Raw genomic sequence first — 21,302 nt, forward strand, 5'->3', positions numbered from 1 at the left:
CGCGCGGCGGGCCACCCGCCGCGCGACGCCCCGCGCCGGTCAGCGGTCGGCCGGTCTGCGGTCGGCCAGGGCCTTCAGTCGGCCAGGGCCTTCGCCAGGGCGGTGATGAAGCTGTCGGTCGTGGCCGGGTCGCGGACCGCGAGCCGCAGCCAGTCCGGGCCCAGGCCAGGAAAGGTGTCACCGCGCCGCACCGCGAAACCGAACTCGCGCAGGCGGGCGCGGACCGCGGTGGCCTCCGGCAGGTGGATCAGCAGGAAGGGTCCGGCGGCCGGAGCGCACACCCGGACGTCCTCGAACTCGGCCAGCCGGGCGGCCAGATGAGCCCGGTCGGCGGCGATGGTGTCCGCCGCGCGCGCCGCCTCGGTGAGCGCGGCGGGCGCGCTGCACGCCTCAGCCGCCGCCAGGGCCGGGGAGGACACCGGCCACAGCGGCTGCGCCCGCTCCAGCGCCGTGACCGTATCCGGCTCCGCGAGCAGATAGCCGATCCGCAGCCCCGCCAGCCCCCAGGTCTTGGTGAGGCTGCGCAGCACGACAAGACCGGGCACATCGGTGCGGGCGGCGAGCGACTCCCGCTCGCCGGGCACCGCGTCCATGAACGCCTCGTCCACCACCAGCGTCCGCCCCGGGCGGGCCAGGGCGGCCACCGCGGCGGCCGGGTGCAGCACGGACGTCGGGTTGGTGGGGTTGCCGACCACCACCAGATCCGCCTCGTGCGGCACCGCGCCCGGGTCCAGCCGGAAGCCGTCCCGCTCGTCCAGCACCACCCGCTCCACCCGGTGCCCGGCGTCCCGCAGCGCGGCCTCCGGCTCGGTGAACTGCGGGTGCACCACGACCGGGCGCCGCACCGGGAGGGCCCGTGCGAGCAGCACGAACGCCTCCGCCGCGCCCGCCGTCAGCAGCACCCGCGCCTCCGGCACACCATGGCGCTCGGCGACCGCGCGACGCGCCGCGCGGCCGTCCGGGTAGGCGGCGAGGCCGTCGAGCGTGGCGGCCAGCCGGGCCTTGAGCCAGCCGGGAGGCGTGTCGGCCCGGACATTGACCGCGAGGTCCGTCAGCTCGGGGCCGGAGCCCCGCACCTCCGCGTCACCGTGGTGACGCAGATGGCGCGGGTCGAACCCGGGGGACACGTCGGGCTGTTCAGCGGACATCGACGGGGGAGCCGGCTCGACGGCTCTCCTGCGAGGGAACGCCGGCCGGGCAGCCTGCCGCGTCCCCGGTCTGCTCCTTGGCCTCGTCTCCGGCCTCCCCTGCGGCTTCCTCCGTGAGCTGCTCCCCGGCCACCTCCCGGTAGCGCTCCATGACCAGCTTCGCCAGCTCCTCCGCGGGACCCGGCACATCGGCGGTCAGCAGCTCGATGTCCGGGTGGGCCAGCGACCATCCCTCCGCCTGCTGCTGGGCCCGGTCCAGCGACACCCCCGCGAACAGGAAGTACGGCAGCAACACAATCCGCCGCGCCCCCAGCAGCGCACAGCGGTCCAGGCCCGAGGCCACATCCGGCGCGGCCAGCGAGACAAAGGCCGTCTCCACACCGGCGAAGCCGCGGCCCTCCCACAGCAGCCGGGCGGCCCGGTGCACCTCGGCGTTGGCTTCGGGGAAGACAGAGCCGGAGCCCACCAGCAGGACGGTGGTCTCCGCCCGGTCGGACGGGGAGCGGGGGCGGTCGCCCAGCGCCTCGTCCAGGCGGCGCTCCAGCATGGTCAGCAGCCGGGGGTGCGGGCCGAGCGGGCGGGCGCGGACGAACGACGAGCCGGGGCGCAGCTCCAGCTCACGGTCCAGCGCGGCGGTGAGGTCCTGCTCCGCGCGCTCGGTGGGGATCAACGTCAGCGGCACGACGGCGAACCGGGTCACGCCTTCCTCGGCGAGTCCGGCCACCGCGTCGCCCAGCGGAAATCTGCCCTGGCCGGTCAGTCCGCCCGCGACGGGCAGGCCGGGATTGTAGGCGCCCAACTCCCGTACGAAGTCGCGAAAGGCGTCGGTGCGCCTCTCGTCACGGGTGCCGATGCCAGCGATGAGCAGCGCGGGCGGGGTCGTCACGAGGTCTCCTTGGTGCTGGTGGTGCGGGTGGCACAGTGCGATGCGGGGGTTGGGATCCCGACCCGAGACGTTACTGAGGTCGGTCGGGCGGTGTGAAGGCAGGTCATCCCTACCCGCCCCGCGGGTGTTTGACCGCCGCGCCCGGGCGGAGCGCGACGGCGCAGGTGGCACGCGCGGGACGGCCGCGCGGCTCCGACTTCCGCTTGGCCACGAGCAGTTCGCCCCCCGGCCCCGCGGCGAGCAGGGCCGCCGCCTCGGCGACGCTCGGCGTCCCCACGGCGGACAGCACGGCCCCCGACGGGCCCGGCACCACGACGGAGGCCAGCGCCGCGGCCCCGTAGCCCCGCAGCGGCACGCCGAGCCGGGCCGCGGCGGCGACCAGCCCCGGCTCGGCGGCCTTGGCCTCGACCGTGGCCAACTCCACGACCGCGCCCTCCGAAAGCCCCGCCCCGGCCAGCGTCCGCCGGATGAGCCCGGCCACCTCCCCGACGGACACGCCGCGCCCGGCACCGACCCCGACGACAAGCCGCGGGCGTGCCGCTGGGGGCGCCTCAGCCCAGCGGTGGCCGGGGGAGCGGGTCACGCTCGCCACTTCCTGCCGCAATTCCCGCCCCCTCACCCGCTCCGCGGCGCGCAACCGGCGAGGAACCGGACCGCCGCCTCCGGCATCGCCGCCCAGTGCACATGCAGATACGACGCATGCACACCGCCTTGGACGAACCCCTCCACCCGGCGCTCCGGGCGGACCAGCCCCCACGCGGGCTCCGGACCCGTGCCCGGCTCCACCGCGGTGCGGTGGAACTCATGCCCGCGGACCCGGGTCCCCGCGGCGGCGAGCGCGCTGTCCCCGATCGCCACCGCCTCGCGGTACCCCAGCGTCAGCCGCTCCGACATGCGCGCCTCCGCGGGGAGCACCCCGCACATCGGCTCGCCGTCCAGCGAGCGCGCCAGATACAGCAGCCCCGCGCACTCGGCGGCCATGGGCGCTCCCGCCGCCGCGAGCTCCGCCACCGCCCCGCGCAGCGGCTCGTTCGCCGACAGCTCCGGTGCGTACACCTCCGGGAAGCCGCCGCCGATCACCAGGCCCGCGGTGCCGGGCGGGAGGCGCTCGTCCCGCAGCGGGTCGAAGGGCACCACCTCCGCACCCGCCGCGGTGAGCAACTCGGCGTGCTCCGCGTACGAGAAGGTGAAGGCCGCCCCACCCGCCAGCGCGACGACCGGCCGCGCCCCGCCAGCGGCCGCCTCCGCGCCGCCGCGCGCGGGAGCGGTCTCCCGCTCCGGGTCCCAGGGCGGATCCGCAAGCGGGGGCGCGCTGCGCGCCAGGGCCAGCAGGCCCTCGAGGTCACAGCCCTCGCGCACCCGCTCGGCCAGCGCGGCCACGGACTCGACCGCCTCGGCCCGCCGCTCGGCCACCGGCACCAGCCCGAGGTGGCGGCTCGGGGCGCGCACCGCGCGCACCCTCCGCAGCGCGCCGAGCACCGGCACCCCCGACTCGCCCAGCGCCTCGCGCAGCAGCTCCTCGTGGCGGTCCGAGCCCACCTTGTTGAGGATCACCCCGGCCACCCGCACCTCGGGGTCCCAGGACGCGAAGCCGTGCACCAGCGCCGCCACCGAGCGGGACTGCGACGAGGCGTCGACGACCAGCACCACCGGCGCGCGCAGCAGCTTCGCCACATGCGCCGTCGACGCCAGCTCGCCCTGCCCGGCCGCCCCGTCGTACAGCCCCATCACGCCCTCGACGACCGCCAGGTCACAACCGGCCGCCCCGTGCAGAAACAGCGGGGCGATCCGCTCCGGCCCGCACAGATACGCGTCCAGATTCCGCCCCGGGCGCACCGCACGCCCGGGGCGGGCCGGGGACGAGACGGCCAGGGCGTGATAGCCGGGGTCGATGTAGTCCGGGCCGACCTTGTGCGGCGACACATCGAGACCGCGCTCCGCGAAGGCGGCCATCAGGCCCATGGCCACCGTGGTCTTGCCGCTGCCGGAGGCGGGCGCGGCGATGACCAGGCGCGGCACGCTCACCACTGAGCCCTCACCATTGACCGTCTCCCATGTGAACCCTCACCACTCGATGCCCCGCTGCCCCTTCTGACCGGCGTCCATCGGGTGCTTGACCTTGGACATGTCGGTGACCAGATCCGCGAAGTCCAGCAGCGGCTCCGGTGCGTTACGCCCCGTGATGACCACGTGCTGGGTCCCGGGCCGGTCGCGCAGTACCGAGACGACCTCCTCGGTGTCCACCCAGCCCCAGTGCATGGGGTACGCGAACTCGTCCAGCACATACAGCCGGTATGTCTCCGCCGCGAGATCCCGCTTGACCTGCTCCCACCCCTCGCGCGCCGCCTCCTCGCTGGAGATGGCGTCCTGCTGACCGCGCTGGAGCCACGACCAGCCCTCGCCCATCTTGTGCCATGCGACCGTCCCCCCTTCTCCCGACTCGCCGAGGACGCGCAGCGCCCGCTCCTCGCCGACCCGCCACTTCGCCGACTTCACAAACTGAAATACACCGACCGGCCATCCTTGGTTCCACGCCCGCAGCGCCAGTCCGAACGCGGCCGTCGACTTCCCCTTGCCGACGCCCGTGTGCACAAGCACCAGCGGCCGGTTGCGGCGCTGCCGGGTGGTCAGCCCGTCGTCGGGCACGACGGTCGGTTGTCCCTGCGGCATCAGGCGGCCCTCCATGTCTTTCGTGCGGTTCGTGCGGTTCGTGCGGTTCGTGTATCGGGTGCGGTGCGGGCGTCGCGCACCAGCGCGGTCATGCTGTCCGCGCGCAGTTCGTCGAGCGTCACCGGCGTGCCGCGCAGCTCGCGGGCCAGCGCGCCCGCCAGGCCCAGCCGGACGGGTCCCGACTCGCAGTCCACCACCACCGAGGCGACCCCGTCGTCGGCCAGCAGCCGCGCCGCGCGCCCGGCCCTGGCCACCGGGTCCGGTCCGCCCGTGGCCCGCCCGTCCGTCACCACGACCAGCAGCGGACGGCGTGACGGGTCTCGCAGCCGCTCGATCCGCAGCACCTCGCGGGCCTTCAGCAGCCCGGCGGCCAGCGGGGTGCGCCCACCGGTCGGCAGCCTCTCCAGCCGGGCCGCGCCCGCGTCCACCGACGAGGTGGGCGGCAGCGTCAGGGCGGCCTCCGCTCCCCGGAAGGTGATCAGGCCGACCTTGTCCCGCCGCTGGTACGCGTCCAACAGCAGCGACAGCACAGCGCCCTTGACGGCGCTCATGCGCTTCCGCGCGGCCATCGACCCCGAGGCGTCCACCACGAACAGCACCAGGTTGCCCTCGCGCCCCTCGCGCACCGCCTCCCGCAGGTCGTCACGGCGCACGACGAGACCCGGGCCCTGGCGTCCGCGTGCGCGCTGGTGCGGGGCGGCGGCCCGTACGGTCGCCGACAGGTGCAGCTTGGCCAGCGTCCCGCGCGGGCGGCGGGCGCCGGTGGTGCGGCCGTGGGCGGTGCGGGCGCGCGACCGCCGCCCCGCCGCGCCCTCGCCGAGCCCCGGCACGTCGAGCCGCCGCGTCCGGAACGGCTCGGCGGCGCCGACGGCGGCGCGTTCGCCGCCGGGCCCGGCGGCGTTGGCACCGGGCGTCTCGGCCGCGGCCTCCGGACCGTCGGAGCCCGTGCGCTGTTCCGGGACGGAGGGCCCGGTCTGCGGCGGCGCCTGCTCCGGCGCGCCCTGCGGCGGCTGTCCGCCGCCCGGCCCGCCCGGTCCGCCCGGTCCCTCGTCTGGTCCGTCCGGTCCTTCCTGCCCCTCGGGCCCGTCGCCCGGGTCCGGATCCGGGTCGTCGTCCGCGCCGCCGGACTCGCGCAGCACCTCGTCGAGCTTGTCCTCGTCCAGCCCCGGCGCGTCGAACGGCGCCCGCCGGCGCCGGTGCGGCAGCGACAGCAGCGCGGCCTGCCGCACGTCCTCGGTGGTCACCTCCGTACGCCCCGCCCACGCAGCCAGCGCCGTCGCCGTCCGCGCCGTCACGATGTCCGCGCGCATCCCGTCCACCTCGAACGCCGCGCACACCGCCGCGATCTGCCGCAGCGCGCCGTCGCCCAGGCGCACGTGCGGCAGCAGGGCGCGCGCCGCCGCGACGCGCTCGCGCAGCGCGCCCTCCTCGTCGGCCCAGCGCACGGCGAAGGCGGCCGGATCCTCGTCGTACGCCAGCCGCCGCCGCACCACCTCGACCCGCTCGTCGGTGTCCCGCGACGCCGCGACCTCTACCGTGAGGCCGAAGCGGTCCAGCAACTGGGGCCGCAGCTCGCCCTCTTCGGGGTTCATGGTGCCCACCAGCAGAAAGCGCGCCGCGTGCCGTACGGAGACGCCCTCGCGCTCCACATAGGAGGCGCCCATGGCCGCCGCGTCGAGCAGCAGGTCGATCAGGTGGTCGTGCAGCAGGTTGACCTCGTCGACGTAGAGCACGCCGCGGTGTGCGTCGGCCAGCAGGCCCGGCTCGAACGCCTTCACTCCGTCTGAGAGAGCCCGCTCGATGTCCAGCGCCCCGACCAGCCTGTCCTCGGAGGCGCCGACCGGCAGCTCGACCATCCGGGCGGGCCGGAGGGTGCCGCTGCCCGGCTCGTGCGGGCCGTCCGGGCAGCGTGGGTCGGGCGCGGCGGGGTCGCAGGAGAAGCGGCAGCCGGGCACCACGTCGATGCCGGGCAGCAGGGCGGCCAGCGCCCGCACCGCCGTCGACTTCGCGGTGCCCTTCTCGCCCCGCACCAGCACCCCGCCCACGGCCGGTGACACGGCGTTGAGCAGAAGCGCCAGCCGCAGGTCGGCCATCCCGACGAGCGCGGTGAAGGGGTAGGGGGCGGCGGTCATACGGGGGTTCCTCCTGCGGTGAGGGGGCGATGGCGGTGTGGGCGTTGGCGGAGGCGGAGGCGGGTGGCCCGGGGTTTGTTCCCCTCCCCGCCCCTTCCCGATCCGGGGGCGGGCCCCCGGGCCCCCGGGCCGTGGGGGCCGGTCGCGACCGGCCGTTGGCGTCGGTGGCCGGGCGCCGTGGCCGGCGAGGCAGGGCCGCTGTCGTGGTCAGTGGTGGGGGTGATCTGCGCTTTGTTCCCCTCCCCGCCCCTTCCCGATCCGGGGGCGAGCCCCCGGGCCCCCGGGCCATGGAGGCCGGTTGCGACCGGCCGTTGACGACGGCGGCCGAGCGCCGAACTCGGCGAGGCCGGGCAGGCGCTGCGGGGGAGGCCTCCAGCGACGTGGGGGGTGCCCGGGTTGGGGCTGGTTGTGCCTCTGGCGGGGCCAGTGGTGCGGGTGGCCTGGGGTCTGTTCTCCGCCCCACCCTTTCCCGATTCGGGGGCGGGCCCGCGGGTCCCCGGTCGGCGTCGGCGGTCGAGCGTCGTGCCCGGCGTAGCCGGGCCCGCGGCGGTGGCGGGGGCGGTGCGTACGGTGGGGGGCTTGGTGGCTGTTGTGGGGGTCACCGGGGCTCCCGCGGGAACGGTGGTGCGCCCGGTGGGACGAACGGCAGTCCCTCCGGGACGCCGTTCTCGATGAGCCGCAGCAGCGCGTCCGTGTCCGCGTGTTCCTCGATCAGGTCGCCCAGGCGGTCCAGCTGTTCCTCGCGCAGCTCCCCGAAGCGGGTGTCGGGCGCCGGGACGAACGCCCGGCCCGCCGCGTCCGCGACCCGTCGCAGGAAGGCGCGCCGGAAGCCGTCGCTCTCCAGCGAGCCGTGCCAGTGCGTGCCCCACACCGAGCCCACCCGGCAGCCGTCCAGGAAGGGCTCGCCCGCGCCGTCCGGCAACTCGGCGACCCCGTGGTGGATCTCGTAGCCCTCCACCGGCTCGCCGAGCGCCTCGCCGACCGGCCGCGCCAGGGTCTTGTGCACCGCGAACCGCACCCGTACGGGCAGCAGCCCCAGCCCCTCGACCGTCCCGGCCCGCGACTCGACCTCGTCCTCGATGCGCTCGCCGAGCATCTGGAAGCCGCCGCAGATGCCCAGCACCGGGCGACCCTCGGCGGCCCGCCGCGCGATCGCCGCCGCCAGCCCGCGTTCGCGCAGCCACTCCAGGGCCCGTACGGTCCCGCGGGTGCCGGGCAGCACCACCAGGTCGGCGTCGGTCAGCTCCTCCGGCCGGTCCACGAACCGCACGACCACGCCCGGCTCCGCGGCCAGCGCGTCCACATCCGTGAAGTTCGACATGAGCGGCACCGCGGCGACCGCGACCCGCAGGATGTCCGCGCCGTGCGGCGGCGCGACGACGCTCTCGCGCACCGTCCCGCGCAGCGAGACACGCAGGCCGTCCTCCTCGTCGATGCCGAGCCCGTGCGCGTACGGCAGCACGCCCATGGTCGGGCGGCCGGTCAGGCCGCGCAGCATCTCCAGGCCCGGCTCCAGCAGGGTCACATCGCCGCGGAACTTGTTCACCAGATAGCCCGCGACGAGCCGCTGGTCGGCCTCGGAGAGCAGCGCGGTCGTGCCGAAGAACGACGCGAAGACGCCGCCGCGGTCGATGTCCCCGACCACGACGACCGGCAGCCGGGCGGCCCGGGCGAGACCCAGGTTCACGATGTCGGTGCGGCGCAGGTTGATCTCGGCGGGGCTGCCCGCGCCCTCGCAGATCACCGCGTCGTGCGTGCGCCGCAACTCGGCGAGGCACTCGGTGACGGTGCCCAGCAACGCCTCCTGGCGCCCCGCGTGGTACCCGCGCGCGCTCAGCTCGCCCACCGGCTTGCCCAGCAGCACCACCTGGCTGCTGCGGTCGCTGCCCGGCTTGAGGAGCACCGGGTTCATCAGCGCGCTCGGTTCGACGCGCGCGGCCGCGGCCTGCATGGCCTGGGCGCGGCCGATTTCGGCGCCGTCGCGGGTCACGAAGGAGTTGAGCGACATGTTCTGCGCTTTGAACGGCGCGACGCTGACGCCCTTACGGCTGAGCCATCGGCAGATCCCGGCCGTGACGACGCTCTTGCCCGCGTCCGACGTGGTGCCCGCGACGAGCAGGCCGCCGCCCTGTGCCCCGGTCGCGCCCCCGCCGGGTATGCCGCTCATACGCTGTCCCTCCCCGCGGCCGCAGGCCGCGCCGTCCTGCCAGGTCCCGTTCCGGGTCCGTCCGTCCGCAAGGACCGTGCCCAGCGGGCGAGCGCGCCATGTGGGGCACGGGACGGCCCCAGCGCCGCCCCCACTGCCAGCCGGGCCCCGACGGACACGCCGAGCGCCAGGGCGCCGACGCGCTGCGACAGCCGAACCGCGCGCTCGATGTCGGCGGCCTCCACCGCCCGCCCGCCGGGGTTGAGCACCGGCCGGTGCTCAACGCGGCCGCCGTACGCGAGAGTGCCGCCCAGCCGTACGCCGAGCGCGCCCGCGAACGCGGCCTCCACCGGGCCCGCGTTGGGGCTCGGATGGCGGTGGCCGTCGCGCAGCCAGGCGCGCCGCGCGCCGCGCGGGTCGGGCCCGGCCAGGGTGGCCAGCGTCGCGGTGAGCCGCGCGCCGGGCCAGCCGGCGAGGTCGTCCAGCCGGGCCGCGGCCCAGCCGAACCGCCGGTAGCGCGGCGACTTGTGGCCGACCATCGCGTCCAGGGTGTTGACGGCTCGGAAGCCGACCAGGCCCGGCACCCCGCCGACGGCCCCCCACACCAGCGCGCCCACGACGGCGTCCGAGGTGTTCTCGGCGACCGACTCGACGACCGCGCGCGCGATCTGCCGCTCGTCCAGCGCCTGGGGGTCCCGGCCGCACAGGTGCGGCAGCCGCCGCCGGGCGGCGTCCAGGTCCCCGGTGGCCAGCGCGCCGCCGACGGCGCGCGCCTCCCGGCCCAGCGTGGTCCCGCCGAGCACGGCCCAGGTGGCGGCGGCGGTCAGTACGGTGTGCGCGGCGCGGGAGGGGCCACCCGAGGAGTCGCTGCCCAAGGCCCGTACGGCGTGCACCGAAAGCGCGGCCCCCGCGGCCGCGCCGCCCGCGCACAGCGCGGCGTACAGGGCCCCGGATCCGCGGTGGTCGCGCCACAGCAGCCGCTCGACGGCCAGGGCGGCGCGCCCGAACGCGGCCACGGGGTGGCCGCGGCGCGGATCGCCCGTGGCGAGGTCGCCGAGGAAGCCGAGGGCGGCGCCGCACGCGTACGAGGCGTGATCGGCACCCATCGTCAGTCCGCCGTCGTGCCTCGGCGCGTCGGGGCGTGGAGTTCGGGCCGCGGGCGGGTCGGCGTCGGCGGCATGGCGGTGCCGGGCATGGCGGTATGTCCTCACTCAGGGTCCGCGCCCTGGTTCGACGTGACCGGCGGTGAGAGTCTCCTGGCTCCCGGATCCGCGCTTCTCCCGGTCTTCCAGCCTCCGTACGGAGGCCGTGACTTGTGCGGGCTATGGGAGAGCGCTCCCCGGTGACAGTGGCGGGACCGCGCCGGATTCTCACCGGCTTCCTCTCCTGCCGCCGTTTGGCTCGGGAAGTCCACCATGGGCCGCGAATGGCCGTCAACTCGCGAATGCCCCGGGATGCGCGAGTGTGCCGAGGCCCACACGCGCCGCACACGCCACGGCCGCCGGGCGGGTCCGCGCTGGTCGGCGCGGCCCGGCCCGGCGGCCGCGGCTACTGCTGGAACACGGCCGAGCCGTGCGGGTTCAGGCCGTCAGGCCACGATCAGATTGATGCCGTACGCCACCGTCGCCGCGCACAGCGCGAAGCAGGCGTACGCGGCGGCGCGCGCGGGGCCGACGCCGACGCCGGCACCCGCCGGGGCCGCGGCGGTGTCCTGGCCCGCCTCGGCCTGCTGGGGCTTGCGGGAGGCGCCGAGGATGCCGAGGGTGAAGACGCCCACGAAGCCGACGGTCACCACGAGGCTGACGCCGAAGACCTGGCCGAGAGCCGCCCAGTCGATGCTCATCGCGTTACTTCCTTAGCTGGTGCTGCCGGTGGCGGCGGAGGCGCCGGCCGGGGTGGCGGAGGGGGAGGAGGCGTGCGCGGGGGCGACCGGCCCGGCGGGCGGCGGGGCCACGGACTGGAGGGCGGCGGTGACGACGCCCACCGGCTCGGCCGGCGCCGCCCCGGCGTCGGTGCTGTCGTTGACGTCGTTGACGTTGGTGTGGTCGACGGGCTTGCGGCGCGAGGCCGCCCAGATCGCGGCGCAGGCGGCGACCGCGAGCACGGCGACCGTCGTGACGCCCCAGTCGCCCTGGTCCGCCAGCAGCGCCGCGCCGCCCGCGACGAGGCCCGCGGCGGGCAGGGTGAGCAACCAGGCGAGGACCATGCGGCCCGCGGTGGACCAGCGCACCACACCGCCCTTGCGGCCGACGCCCGCGCCCATCACGGCGCCGGAGCAGACCTGGGTGGTGGAGAGGGCGAAGCCGATGTGGGAGGAGGCGAGGATGACGGTCGCGGCGCCGGTCTGGGCGGCGAAGCCCTGCGGCGGCTGGATGTCGGTGATGCCCTTGCCCATGGTGCGGATGATGCGCCAGCCGCCCAGGTACGTACCGAGCGCGATGGCCAGCCCCGCGGCGACGATGACCCACAGCGGCGGGTCGGAATCGGGGACGATCACGCCGCCGGTGATCAGCGCCAGGGTGATCACACCCATGGTCTTCTGCGCGTCGTTGGTGCCGTGGGCGAGGGAGACCAGCGCGGCCGAGGCGATCTGCCCGGCGCGGTAGCCCTTCGCGGTGTCCTGGGGGTCGCGGTCGCGGGCCAGCCGGTAGGTGAGCCGGGTCGCGACCAGGGCGGCGACGCCGGCCACGACCGGCGCGGCCACGGCCGGGATCAGGACCTTCATGACGATCTTGTCGCTGTTGACCCCGTCCATGCCGACGGAGACCAGGGTGGCGCCGATGAGGCCGCCGAAGAGGGCGTGCGAGGAGCTGGAGGGCAGCCCGGCCAGCCAGGTCAGCAGGTTCCAGACGATCGCGCCGACCAGGCCCGCGAAGATCACTTCGGGCTGGATCCCCGCGCCCTCGTCGATGATCCCTCCGGAGATCGTCTTGGCGACCTCCACGGAGAGGAACGCGCCGACGAGATTGAGGGCCGCCGACATCGCGACCGCGATCCGGGGGCTGAGAGCTCCCGTGGAGATGGTGGTGGCCATGGCGTTGGCCGTGTCGTGGAAGCCGTTCGTGAAGTCGAACACCAATGCCGTGACGATCACGATCCCAATGAGAAGCGTGATGTGTTCCATCGAACTCCTTCGCGGGGGAATGCGATCCCCGAACTTCGTGACACGGAGCGTCGCAGGTTGGCTACATTCCGTGGTGCAACTTGGCCGTCGTGAGGCCACCGAGGCAGCCACGTCAGAAATCCCCTCCCATGGGAGGGGAAGGGGTGCACACCCGGGCAATCGGCGCGACAGCCGAAGCATGCACCACGACCGTAAGGACATGGGGTGAACGGGAGGTGAACTGAGGTGGGCTCAGGGGTGACGCACCTGCGCGAAGGCGGCGCCGATGATCCCCCGGCCTCTCCCTGATGCGTACAGGATGCCTCGCCTGCCATGATCGGCGCCCGGAGGTGAGGCATCGTGACGGAGCCGGAGACCGTACGGCCGACGGGGCCCGGGGAGCGACCGGATCCCGGGGTGGCCCGGGACCAGCAGGACTTGGCGGAGGCCCGGGACCCGCGGGACGTGGCGGAGGCATGGGAGCGGGTGGTGGAGACGGCCCGCAGGACGGTCGCCGACGGCCTGGTCGTCGGCACCTCCGGCAATGTCTCGGCCCGGGTCGGCGACACCGTGCTGGTGACCCCGAGCGGCGTCCCGTACGACCGGCTCGGCCCGGGCGACGCGGTCGGCGTCGACCTGGAGGGGCGTCAGGTGCTCGGCGAGCTGGCCCCCACCAGCGAGCTGCCCATGCACCTCGCGGTCTACCGCCACACCGACGCCGCGGCCGTCGTCCACACCCACGCGGTGCACGCCACGGCGGTCTCCACCCTGGTCGACGAGGTTCCGGCGATCCACTACATGACCGGCGCGCTCGGCGGCCCGGTGCGCGTCGCGGGCTATGCCCTCTACGGCACCGACGAGTTGGCCCGGAAGATGCTCGACGCGCTCCGAGACCGCAGCGGCTGTCTGCTGCGCAACCACGGCACCGTCGTCTACGGCGCCACGCTGGACCAGGCGTACGACCGGACCGCCCAGCTGGAGTGGATGTGCCGGGTCTGGCTCACCGCGGCCGCCGTCCCCGGGCGCACCCCGACCCTCCTGCCGCCCGACGAACTGCGCCGCGCCGCGGACAAGCTCCGCGGTTACGGCCAGACCCGCTGAGTCCCGGGCCCGGGCAGCCAGGGCGCGGCCGCCGGGCCCGGCCGCGTCCCGGGCCCGGCCGCGTCCCGGGAGCGGGCAGGCTCCCCGCGCACCGCACGACATCGCAGGTCCCGGCCCCCCTGACAGGCATGCCCGATCACCCGGCCGGGCACGCCCGCTGGCCCGCGGCGCCCTCTCCGCCCACACTGGGTAGGGATGCGCCAGCGGACGAAGGCGGTTGTGGCCGCCACCACGATGCTCAGTGTCGGCGCGGCCGCGGTGGCGGCCGGGCGGTACGCCAGCGACGCTGCCCTCAAGCCACGCCCCGACCGGCCCCTGCCGCACGACCCGCCGCTCACCGTGCACTCCACCGACGCCGGCCAGATCACCCTCACCCGCAGCCTCGCCTCGCTGCGCCCCGGCACGTACGGCCTCGCCGGCGCGGGCTGCCACGCCGTCGTCGGGCCCGTCGTCGAGGACGCCCCGCACCCCGCGGACTGCGTGGTCCGCCGCCTGGAGCGGGTGACCCACGGCACCCTGGCCCCCGGCACCCGGGTGCGGTTCACCCCGCAGGTGTACATCGGCAATCCACGGGACGCGCTCGGGCTCGACCACGCCGACGTCGACGTGCCCGGCGAACTGGGCGCGCTGCCCGCCTGGTTCGTCCCCGGCGACCGGCTGTCCTGGGTGATCACCGTGCACGGCCTCGGCACCACCCGCGAGCACCCCATGACGCTGATGCCGTTTCTGCACCGGCGGCGGTTCCCGGTGCTCGACATCACCTACCGCGGCGACCCGGGCGCCCCCCGCCCCGAGGACGGCATCGGACACCTCGGCGACACCGAATGGCGCGATCTGGACGCCGCCATCCGCTACGCGGTGCGCTACGGCGCGGAGCGGATCATTCTGTACGGCTGGTCCATCGGCGCCACCATGGCGCTGCGCGTCGCCGTGAACTCCGCGCTGCGGGACCGGATCGTGGGGCTCGTCCTGGACTCGCCGGTGCTCGACCGGCACGCCACGCTGCGGGCGCTCGCCTCGGCCCGGCGCATCCCCTCCGCGCTGCTGCCGCTCGCGATAAGGGCCGCCGAGGGGCGGGCCGGGCCGTACGACGGGCAGCCCGGGACGGGCGCGGCCGTGACCGACGACCTGGACCGGCTGAAGGTGCCGACGCTGGTCATGCACGGCCCCGACGACACCATCGCCCCCTGGTCCGCCTCGCGCGAACTCGCGCGGCGCCACTCGGAACTGGTCACCCTTCACCCGGTCCGCCAAGCCCCGCACGCCGCGATGTGGAACGCGGACCCCGAGGGGTACGAGGAGATGCTGGGCCGCTTCCTGATGCCGCTGATGTGAGGGACGGCCGTTTTTCGGCGGGCTCGGCCGGACCGCCACGACCTGCGGCGGCAACCGCCGTACGGGTGCCGATTGGGCTTTCGGGCCGTCACGGGCGAGACTGCTCCCGTGACGTCCCGTACTCCGCGCGACTCCCGGCTCCGACTCGTCCGCCAGCGGCCGATGGCCACGGCCCACCGGGCCGTGCCGAACCGAGGCTCCCGACCGGCGCCCCGCCCGCCCGAGGGCACTCCGTCGCCCACGGAGCTGGCCCGGCAGGCCCGAACGGGACTCGCCGGGGCCGTCCTGATCTCCCGCTGGGCCGCGAGCCGGCACGGCGCCCCGGGCGTGCTCTCCGCCGAGGCGGTCGCCGAGGCGGCCGCCGCGCTGGGAGTCCCACCCGAACAGGTCCGGGCGGACTGGGACCGGGCCCGCCTGGTCGGCCTGATCGAGCTGCACGGCGGCATCGCCCGCCCCGGCTGGCGGCTGCGCGCCTGGGACAGCGACGACAGCGCGGTGCTGCGCGGCTGGGTCGCGCTGCTCGACGCCTGGTCCCTCGCCCGCCCGGCCCCGCTCACGGCCGAGCCCACGGCCGTCGCCGAGGTCGTCGAGGCGCTGCCGCAGCTGCTGTCCCTGCTTCAGCTGTCGGCCGGTCCGGTGCAGGTCGCGACGCTCCTGGACATGCTCAGGCAGCGCGTCGCCGAGCTGCGCACCGAGCGGTGCGAGGTGCCGTACGGCCCCGTCCCCGCCCCCGGCCCGGACGACGCCCCGCCCGCCCCCGGCCCCGAGGACATCGCGCTCGCCACGGCGCCGGGCACCCCCGACCTGGAGACGCTGCTCGACTGGGCCCTGGACGCGCTCGCCTCCGTGGGCGCCCTCGAGGTGCTCGACGGCCCCCAGGAGGCCGCGGACGAGGCGGTCCGGAGGGACGGGGCCGACGAGCGCGAGGCCGTGCTCAGCGCGCTCGGCAACTGGGCGGTGTGGCTCAAGCTGGAGCAGATCTGCGTCGCCGCCCAGAGCCCCGCCGGAAACATCGAACAGCCCGCCGCCGACATGCTGCGCGGCTGCGCGGGCCTGACCCCCGGCCCGGCCCGCGCCGAGTACCGGGCCTGGCTCGCCGCCCGCCCCGTCGGCAGCGCCGTGACCGAGCTGATCGAGGCCGCGCGCGGCGACGACGCGCTGCTGCGCGGGCTCGCCTTCGAGGCGCTGCGCGTGGTCGGGGCGCCCGCCGAGCCCACCGTGCGGGCCGTGGTCGACGAGTCCGCGCTGCGCCCGTACGCGCTGCTGTGGCTGGCCGAGCACGAGGGGGCTGACCCGGAGGACGCGATGGACGTGCTCACCCGCGAGGAGGCCACCTGGCTGTGGGTGGACACGGCCGCCGCCGTCGCCGACCACGGCGAGAGCCCGATGCTGGTGCGCCACCTGGAGTCCGCCGTGCAGGGCACGGTCCCGGCGCTGCTCGAGGAGGTACGGGCCGTGGGCCACCCCCGCACCGTGCACGTCCTGGTCGCGCTGGCCGCCGCCCACCCCGACCCGGCGCTCGCCAAGGCGGTGCGCCGCGCGGCCTTCCAGGTGCACACGGGCGGCGCCTGAGGAGGCCGGGCGGCGCCCGAGGGGTGTGGGCGACAACACAGCAGCGAGGCGGTCGGGGCGGTCCGCGTGGTGGACAGGCCGGGAAAAATCGCTTGCGGGCACCGCTAAACTAATGCGCATGGCAATTCTCCTCGTGCATTAGACGGCGTCGGCCGCTTTCGCCCGTCCGTCCAGCCGTCCCCCTGCCCTGGAGTAATTCCCGTGATCACCGCCTCTGGCATCGAGTTGCGTGCCGGCGCCCGTATCCTCATCGAGTCCGCCTCCTTCCGCGTCGCCAAGGGCGACCGCATCGGCCTCGTCGGCCGTAACGGCGCGGGCAAGACCACCCTCACCAAGTGCCTGGCCGGTGAGGGCATGCCGGCCGCCGGCACCATCACCCGCTCCGGCGAGGTCGGCTATCTGCCCCAGGACCCGCGCACCGGCGACCTCGACGTCCTGGCGCGCGACCGCATCCTGTCCGCCCGCGAGCTGGACTCGGTGCTGCGCAAGATGCGCGAGAACGAGGACCGGATGGCGAACGGCAAGGGCGCCACCCGCGAGCGCGCGATGAAGAAGTATGAGCGGCTGGAGACCGAGTTCCTCACCAAGGGCGGTTACGCCGCCGAGGCGGAGGCCGCGACCATCGCCGCCAGCCTCGGGCTGCCGGACCGCGTGCTCGGGCAGCCGCTGCATACGCTCTCCGGCGGTCAGCGCCGCCGGGTCGAGCTGGCCCGCATCCTCTTCTCGGACTCCGACGTCCTGCTCCTGGACGAGCCGACCAACCACCTCGACGCCGACTCCATCATCTGGCTGCGGGACTACCTGAAGACCTACCGCGGCGGCTTCATCGTCATCTCCCACGACGTGGACCTGGTCGAGACGGTCGTCAACAAGGTCTTCTACCTGGACGCCAACCGCTCGGTGATCGACGTCTACAACATGGGCTGGAAGCTCTACCAGGCCCAGCGCGAGGCCGACGAGAAGCGCCGCAAGCGGGAGCGGGCCAACGCGGAGAAGAAGGCCGCGGCGCTGAACTCCCAGGCGGACAAGATGCGCGCCAAGGCCACCAAGACGGTGGCCGCGCAGAACATGGCCCGCCGCGCCGAGAAGCTGCTCTCCGGCCTCGAGGCGGTGCGGCAGTCCGACAAGGTCGCCAAGCTGCGCTTCCCGGACCCCGCCCCGTGCGGCAAGACGCCGCTGGCCGCCGAGGGGCTGTCCAAGTCGTACGGCTCGCTGGAGATCTTCACCGATGTCAACCTGGCCGTGGACCGGGGCTCGCGGGTGGTCATCCTGGGGCTCAACGGCGCGGGCAAGACGACCCTGCTGCGGCTGCTGGCCGGGGTCGAGAAGCCGGACACCGGGCAGGTCACCCCGGGACACGGCCTGAAGCTCGGCTACTACGCGCAGGAGCACGAGACGCTGGATCCGGACCGCACGGTCCTGGAGAACATGCGCTCGGCCGCCCCCGACCTCGATCTCGTGGACATCCGCAAGACGCTGGGGTCCTTCCTCTTCTCCGGTGACGACGTCGACAAGCCGGCGGGCGTGCTGTCCGGCGGCGAGAAGACCCGGCTGGCGCTGGCCACGCTGGTGGTCTCCTCGGCCAACGTCCTGCTGCTCGACGAGCCCACCAACAACCTCGACCCGGCCAGCCGTGAGGAGATCCTGGGCGCGCTGCGCACCTTCACGGGCGCGGTGGTGCTGGTGACCCACGACGAGGGCGCGGTCGACGCGCTCCAGCCGGAGCGGATCATCCTGCTGCCCGACGGCGTGGAGGACCTGTGGGGCGAGGACTACGCGGACCTGGTCGCGCTCGCCTGACCGGCTTCCGAGCGGTCGCTGGGGTTCACCGGAGTTCGCCGGAGGTCACAGGCGGGCACGGGGGATCACCGGAGATCATTCGTCATAGATCATTCGGCCTAGGCGTGATCCTTCATCTGAGTGAGAACGGCTGGTACCACGGCGCGTCACCGCCGACCGGTGCGTGAGGCGTGCGGTGCGCCGGCGTGCGCTGTCGCGATTACGCCCACCCACGGCCTGACCTGGTGATTCGTCCACGATGTGGACCGCTGAAGGGCGCGGCTGCCTGCGGAATCTCTAATTCCGGCGGCGATCACCCCATGAATTCAGGGAATCCTTCCGCTATCGACCTTGCCGAATGGGTGGCCAGGAAGCCGCCTAGGGGTGATCATGAGAGTCCAGAGCGCACTTCCCATGAGGAGGCACGGGTGGCCGAGACTCTGAAGAAGGGCAGCCGGGTGACCGGCGCCGCGCGCGAAAAGCTCGCGGCAGACCTGAAAAAGAAGTACGACTCCGGTGCGAGCATCCGGGCGCTGGCCGAAGAGACCGGCCGTTCCTACGGATTCGTCCACCGGATGCTCAGTGAGTCGGGCGTGGCCCTGCGTGGTCGCGGTGGAGCGACGCGGGGCAAGAAGGCCGCAACAACGGCCTGACCGCCCGTATGCGTCGTACCGGTAGGTGTGAGCGGTGCCACCCGGTTGATCGGACCGTCGGCCGGGTGGTTACTGTGCAGTCACTTAGTCATGTGACCGCACCCACCGGAGGCTTCCGTGACCCTGCTGGACAAGGACGGCGTTCACCTCACCGTTGACGAAGCGATCGCCACGGTGACCCTGACCAACCCCGGCAAGCGCAACGCCCAGTCGCCCGCGACCTGGCGGGCGCTGGCCGAGGCCGGGCGGGCGCTGCCGGGCAGCGTACGGGTCGTGGTGCTGCGCGCCGAGGGCAAGTCCTTCTCCGCGGGGCTCGACCGGCAGGCGTTCACGCCCGAGGGGTTCGACGGCGAGCCGTCGTTCTTCGAGCTGGCCCGCCGCTCCGACGCGGAGCTGGACGCGGCCATCGCCGGGTATCAGGAGGCGTTCACCTGGTGGCGGCGGCCCGACCTCGTCTCCGTCGCCGCCGTCCAGGGCCATGCCATCGGCGCGGGCTTTCAGCTGGCCCTCGCCTGTGATCTGCGCGTCTGCGCGGACGACGCGCAGTTCGCGATGCGCGAGACCAGCCTCGGGCTGGTCCCCGACCTCACCGGCACCCATCCGCTGGTCTCCCTCGTGGGCTACGCCCGGGCGCTGGAGATCTGTCTGACCGGGCGCTTCGTCCACGCCGAGGAGGCCGGGCGCACCGGCCTGGCCAATCTGGTCGTGCCCGCCGCGGAGCTGGACGCCGCGGTCCGGGACCTGGCCGCGGCGCTGCTCGCCGCGGACCGTGACGCCGTGATCGAGACCAAGGCGCTGCTGCGCGGGGCGGGGGAGCGGACGTACGAGGACCAGCGCGCCGCCGAGCGGGCCGCCCAGGCCCGCCGACTGCGCGACCTGGCGGGCCTGGGCGAGTAAGCCCCGGCCCGGCGTCCGGGTCGGCTGAGCCCCTCAGCGCCGGGCCGCCAGGCCGAGCCGCTGCACCGGCACCGCCTCGAGCACCAGCACCGCGAGGTCGTCGTCGATCGGCTCGGGGCCGAAGTCATGGGCGGCGCGGCGGACCCGTTCCGCCACCGCCTTGGCGCCCAGGCCCGCGCACCCCCGCAGGATGTCGGCGAGGCCGTCGTCGTCGTCCAGCTGCCGGTTGCCGCTGCGCCGCTCGGTCACGCCGTCGGTCACGCACAGCAGTGTCTCGCCGAGCTCCAGGTCGAAGGTGTCGGCGTGGAACTCGGCGTTCTCGTCGATGCCGAGCAGCATCTGGGAGCTGCCCGCGGCGACCACCGAGCCGTCGCCGGTCAGCCGCAGCGGCAGCGGATGACCGGCGCTGGCCAGCGTGCAGTGCGCGCCGCCGGTGGCCGGGTCCGGCTCCAGCTCCCCGTACAGCAGGCTCAGAAAGCGCGGCCGGGCCTGCTCGCCGCCGACCGCCACGGCCTCCGCGCCCTCCTCCACCAGCGCCTGGTTCAGCCGGCAGAGGACCGACTCGACGCCGTGGCCCTCGCGGGCCAGCAGCCGGACCAGATGGCGGGCCAGGCCGGTCACCGACATCGCCTCCGGGTCGCTGCCGCAGACGTCGCCGAGCAGGAAGCACCAGCGGCGGCCGCCCATCGGGAACAGATCGTAGAAGTCGCCGCCGACGGTCTGGCCCTCGCCGTGCGGCTCGTAGACGATCGCCGTCTCGACGCCCGGGATATGGGCGAGGGAGGTGGGCAGCTGCCGGCGCTGGAGCGCCCGGCTGATGGTCGCCTGCCGGGTGTACCGGCGGGCGGTGGCCACGGCCTGGGCCACCCGCCGGGACACATCGCCCGACAGCCGGGCCACGCCCTCGGTCAGCTGTGGCACGCCCGCGCGGCCCAGCAGCAGCACGCCATGGCTGCGGCCCTGGGCCAGCAGCGGAAACGCCAGCGCGGCCCCGCCCGCGCCACGGCTGTCCGCGGGCTCGGGCCAGGGCCAGGGGGTGCCCGAGGGGTCGAGGCCGGTCGGCGGCGGATGGTTCTCCAGGGACAGCCGGAGCGAGTCGTTCCGGCGCTCGTCGCTGTGCCATACACGGCAGAGCCGCAGCCGCTCGCCCTCGGTGCTCAGCCACACCGCGCACCAGTCGGCGAGCCGGGGCACCAGGAGCTGACCGGCGAGGGCGGCGACCATGTTCTCGTCGAGCTGTCCGGCGAGCAGTTCGCTGGCCTCCGCGAGGAACGAGGGCCCGCCGCGGTCCACCCATCCGCCGGAGCTGTCGCGCTGCCGCGCGGGCGCGGCCGGGGCGAGGGCCTTGGCGAAGCGCACCTCGCCGCCCACCGTGTCGGCCGGGACGGCGGCGGGCCCCGGCTCCTCCTGTGCCGCGTCCAGCCGGAACCACACCGCCTTGTGGGTGCGGTGGTAGGTCACGCCCCAGGAGTCGGCGAGCGCGCCCATCAGCTGGAGGCCGCGGCCGCGGCGCCCGGTGTCCTGGCCGCCGTACACCGCACTGGCCGGGTGCAGGTCCGTCACCTCGACGACGACGCCCGGGTGCCCGGCCTGGAGCCGGCAGATGACCTCGATCTCGGTGCCCGCGTGCAGCACGGCGTTGGTGACCAGCTCGCTCACCAGCAGCACCGCGTCCTCGGTCAGCCGGTCGCGGAGGGGGCTCGGCCCCAGGGCCGCCGCCGCTCCAGGCCCGGTGAGCGTGGTGCGCACGAAGGCGCGCGCCGCGGCCGGCGCCCCTACGGTTCCGGGCAGCGTGGTCCGCGAGACGGACTCCCGCGAAAGAGGAAGCAAGGCTCCCACCAGCCGCTCCTGGCAATTTGTGACAATTGGGTCATGTAGGT

Annotated in this window: 17 protein-coding genes and 1 riboswitch; of the genes, 6 read left to right on the forward strand and 11 right to left on the reverse strand. The window is 75.0% G+C overall.

What is annotated here, in order from left to right; genetic code table 11:
* Positions 1 to 74: 74 nt before the first annotated feature.
* The 10 genes from cobC to ABTY62_RS45990 all read right to left on the reverse strand — a co-directional run bounded on the left by cobC (position 75) and on the right by ABTY62_RS45990 (position 12,106).
* Positions 75 to 1,148 carry an Rv2231c family histidinol phosphate aminotransferase CobC gene (gene cobC / locus ABTY62_RS45945; protein WP_352135358.1) on the reverse strand — a complete coding sequence of 358 codons (1,074 nt, stop codon included), beginning with the start codon at positions 1,146 to 1,148 and terminating at the stop codon, positions 75 to 77.
* Positions 1,138 to 2,034, reverse strand: a complete 897-nt coding sequence (locus tag ABTY62_RS45950) for a sirohydrochlorin chelatase (protein ID WP_352135359.1) — start codon at positions 2,032 to 2,034, stop codon at positions 1,138 to 1,140. Before ABTY62_RS45950 ends, cobC begins: the two co-directional genes overlap by 11 nt.
* Positions 2,035 to 2,143: 109 nt before the next feature.
* A complete protein-coding gene (locus tag ABTY62_RS45955; RefSeq protein WP_502997656.1) occupies positions 2,144 to 2,617 on the reverse strand; it encodes a cobalamin biosynthesis protein in 474 nt (157 codons plus the stop codon).
* A 32-nt stretch (positions 2,618 to 2,649) separates the two neighbouring features.
* Complete coding sequence (locus tag ABTY62_RS45960) at positions 2,650 to 4,062, reverse strand: cobyrinic acid a,c-diamide synthase CobB (protein WP_352135360.1); 1,413 nt, start codon at positions 4,060 to 4,062, stop codon at positions 2,650 to 2,652.
* Between the two features lie 36 nt (positions 4,063 to 4,098).
* Positions 4,099 to 4,704: a cob(I)yrinic acid a,c-diamide adenosyltransferase gene (gene cobO, locus ABTY62_RS45965; RefSeq protein WP_352135361.1), complete on the reverse strand. Its 606-nt coding sequence runs from the start codon at positions 4,702 to 4,704 to the stop codon at positions 4,099 to 4,101.
* Positions 4,704 to 6,836: a putative cobaltochelatase gene (locus ABTY62_RS45970; RefSeq protein ID WP_352135362.1), complete on the reverse strand. Its 2,133-nt coding sequence runs from the start codon at positions 6,834 to 6,836 to the stop codon at positions 4,704 to 4,706. The genes cobO and ABTY62_RS45970 overlap by 1 nt, the downstream gene beginning before the upstream one ends.
* Positions 6,837 to 7,434: 598 nt before the next feature.
* Positions 7,435 to 9,003: a cobyric acid synthase gene (locus ABTY62_RS45975; RefSeq protein WP_352135363.1), complete on the reverse strand. Its 1,569-nt coding sequence runs from the start codon at positions 9,001 to 9,003 to the stop codon at positions 7,435 to 7,437.
* The gene (locus ABTY62_RS45980; protein ID WP_352135364.1) at positions 9,000 to 10,088 is read right to left on the reverse strand and encodes a cobalamin biosynthesis protein; all 1,089 of its coding nucleotides are present in this window, start codon (positions 10,086 to 10,088) and stop codon (positions 9,000 to 9,002) included. Before ABTY62_RS45980 ends, ABTY62_RS45975 begins: the two co-directional genes overlap by 4 nt.
* Positions 10,089 to 10,212: 124 nt before the next feature.
* Positions 10,213 to 10,412, reverse strand: a riboswitch (cobalamin riboswitch).
* Positions 10,413 to 10,570: 158 nt separating this feature from the next.
* Positions 10,571 to 10,825 carry a hypothetical protein gene (locus ABTY62_RS45985; RefSeq protein WP_352135365.1) on the reverse strand — a complete coding sequence of 85 codons (255 nt, stop codon included), beginning with the start codon at positions 10,823 to 10,825 and terminating at the stop codon, positions 10,571 to 10,573.
* 12 nt (positions 10,826 to 10,837) lie between these two features.
* On the reverse strand, positions 10,838 to 12,106 hold the full coding sequence (locus ABTY62_RS45990) for an inorganic phosphate transporter (protein WP_352135366.1): 1,269 nt from the start codon (positions 12,104 to 12,106) through the stop codon (positions 10,838 to 10,840).
* Between the two features lie 417 nt (positions 12,107 to 12,523).
* Here ABTY62_RS45990 and ABTY62_RS45995 point away from each other — a divergent pair, with 417 nt between their 5' ends.
* The 6 genes from ABTY62_RS45995 (at position 12,524) to ABTY62_RS46020 (ending at position 19,422) form a co-directional block, all read left to right on the forward strand.
* Complete coding sequence (locus ABTY62_RS45995) at positions 12,524 to 13,186, forward strand: class II aldolase/adducin family protein (RefSeq protein ID WP_352135391.1); 663 nt, start codon at positions 12,524 to 12,526, stop codon at positions 13,184 to 13,186.
* A gap of 195 nt (positions 13,187 to 13,381) precedes the next feature.
* The gene (locus tag ABTY62_RS46000; RefSeq protein WP_352135367.1) at positions 13,382 to 14,521 is read left to right on the forward strand and encodes an alpha/beta hydrolase; all 1,140 of its coding nucleotides are present in this window, start codon (positions 13,382 to 13,384) and stop codon (positions 14,519 to 14,521) included.
* Between the two features lie 108 nt (positions 14,522 to 14,629).
* Positions 14,630 to 16,093 carry a hypothetical protein gene (locus ABTY62_RS46005; protein WP_352135368.1) on the forward strand — a complete coding sequence of 488 codons (1,464 nt, stop codon included), beginning with the start codon at positions 14,630 to 14,632 and terminating at the stop codon, positions 16,091 to 16,093.
* 201 nt (positions 16,094 to 16,294) lie between these two features.
* Entirely contained in the window at positions 16,295 to 17,893 is a 1,599-nt protein-coding gene (abc-f, locus tag ABTY62_RS46010; protein ID WP_352135369.1) for a ribosomal protection-like ABC-F family protein, read from the forward strand.
* 407 nt (positions 17,894 to 18,300) lie between these two features.
* Positions 18,301 to 18,525, forward strand: a complete 225-nt coding sequence (locus tag ABTY62_RS46015) for a helix-turn-helix domain-containing protein (RefSeq protein ID WP_179285460.1) — start codon at positions 18,301 to 18,303, stop codon at positions 18,523 to 18,525.
* A 117-nt stretch (positions 18,526 to 18,642) separates the two neighbouring features.
* The gene (locus ABTY62_RS46020) at positions 18,643 to 19,422 is read left to right on the forward strand and encodes an enoyl-CoA hydratase/isomerase family protein (RefSeq protein WP_352135370.1); all 780 of its coding nucleotides are present in this window, start codon (positions 18,643 to 18,645) and stop codon (positions 19,420 to 19,422) included.
* A 33-nt stretch (positions 19,423 to 19,455) separates the two neighbouring features.
* Here the strand turns inward: ABTY62_RS46020 and ABTY62_RS46025 are convergent, their stop codons facing one another.
* Positions 19,456 to 21,261 carry a SpoIIE family protein phosphatase gene (locus tag ABTY62_RS46025; RefSeq protein ID WP_352135371.1) on the reverse strand — a complete coding sequence of 602 codons (1,806 nt, stop codon included), beginning with the start codon at positions 21,259 to 21,261 and terminating at the stop codon, positions 19,456 to 19,458.
* Between the last annotated feature and the right edge of the window lie 41 nt (positions 21,262 to 21,302).

It is taken from the genome of Streptomyces sp. NPDC097640, assembly GCF_040302705.1.
Lineage (GTDB): Bacteria > Actinomycetota > Actinomycetes > Streptomycetales > Streptomycetaceae > Streptomyces.

Excerpts from the sequence above, each read along its gene's own strand:
- cobC (WP_352135358.1), bottom strand. The coding sequence starts at position 1,148 with ATGTCCGCTGAACAGCCCGACGTGTCCCCCGGGTTCGACCCGCGCCAT.
- cobO (WP_352135361.1), bottom strand. The coding sequence starts at position 4,704 with ATGCCGCAGGGACAACCGACCGTCGTGCCCGACGACGGGCTGACCACC.
- ABTY62_RS45970 (WP_352135362.1), bottom strand. The coding sequence starts at position 6,836 with ATGACCGCCGCCCCCTACCCCTTCACCGCGCTCGTCGGGATGGCCGAC.
- ABTY62_RS45975 (WP_352135363.1), bottom strand. The coding sequence starts at position 9,003 with ATGAGCGGCATACCCGGCGGGGGCGCGACCGGGGCACAGGGCGGCGGC.
- ABTY62_RS45980 (WP_352135364.1), bottom strand. The coding sequence starts at position 10,088 with ATGGGTGCCGATCACGCCTCGTACGCGTGCGGCGCCGCCCTCGGCTTC.
- ABTY62_RS45985 (WP_352135365.1), bottom strand. The coding sequence starts at position 10,825 with ATGAGCATCGACTGGGCGGCTCTCGGCCAGGTCTTCGGCGTCAGCCTC.
- ABTY62_RS45990 (WP_352135366.1), bottom strand. The coding sequence starts at position 12,106 with ATGGAACACATCACGCTTCTCATTGGGATCGTGATCGTCACGGCATTG.
- ABTY62_RS46000 (WP_352135367.1), top strand. The coding sequence starts at position 13,382 with ATGCGCCAGCGGACGAAGGCGGTTGTGGCCGCCACCACGATGCTCAGT.